The following is a 546-nucleotide window of genomic DNA, read 5'->3' as shown; positions in this document are numbered from 1 at the left end:
TACACAAAATGATTTATGTAGCACTTTTATTCTTGCATTCCGCACTTAATGTGATACATATAATCCCATGAAGATCACGTGGGATGAACCGAAGCGGCTGACAAACCTTACCAAGCACCGCTTGGATTTCACCGCGTTGACGGTTGAGTTTTTTGAAGAGGCGACCATCTACCCCGGCAAGATGGGCCGGTTTATCGCGGTAGGTGAGCTTGACGGGCAGATTGTCATTGCCGTCGTCTTCAAGTCGCTCGGTTCGGAAGCCCTCTCGGTGATCTCAATGCGCCCAGCAAGTCAGAAGGAAAGGAACCTATGATGGCTGCTAAGTTTTCCTCCAAGCGCCCTCTAACCGACAAGGAAGAGGCCGAAATTCAGAAGATGATCGAGAGCGATCCGGATAATCCGGAACTGACTGACGAACAGCTCGCACAAGGCAAGTCATTCAAAGAGGCTTTTCCCGATCTCCACGCAAGCATTCAACGTTCCCGTGGCCGGCCACCCGTCGAAAACCCGAAACAGCAGGTTTCGCTACGCTTATCACCGGATGTC

Annotated in this window: 2 protein-coding genes; both read left to right on the top strand. The window is 51.1% G+C overall.

Annotated elements, in window-relative coordinates; all coding sequences use genetic code 11:
* Positions 1-67: 67 nt before the first annotated feature.
* Positions 68-313 carry a BrnT family toxin gene (locus C5748_RS27445; protein WP_105746208.1) on the top strand — a complete coding sequence of 82 codons (246 nt, stop codon included), beginning with the start codon at positions 68-70 and terminating at the stop codon, positions 311-313.
* Positions 313-546 (top strand): BrnA antitoxin family protein (locus C5748_RS27440; protein WP_105746210.1); only part of this gene is annotated, 234 nt, incomplete at its 3' end. The genes C5748_RS27445 and C5748_RS27440, both read left to right, overlap by 1 nt.

This window comes from Phyllobacterium phragmitis, from assembly GCF_002980495.1.
GTDB lineage: Bacteria > Pseudomonadota > Alphaproteobacteria > Rhizobiales > Rhizobiaceae > Paramesorhizobium > Paramesorhizobium phragmitis.
Note: the sequence above shows the minus strand (reverse complement) of the source record. Positions and strands in the feature narration are given on the sequence as shown.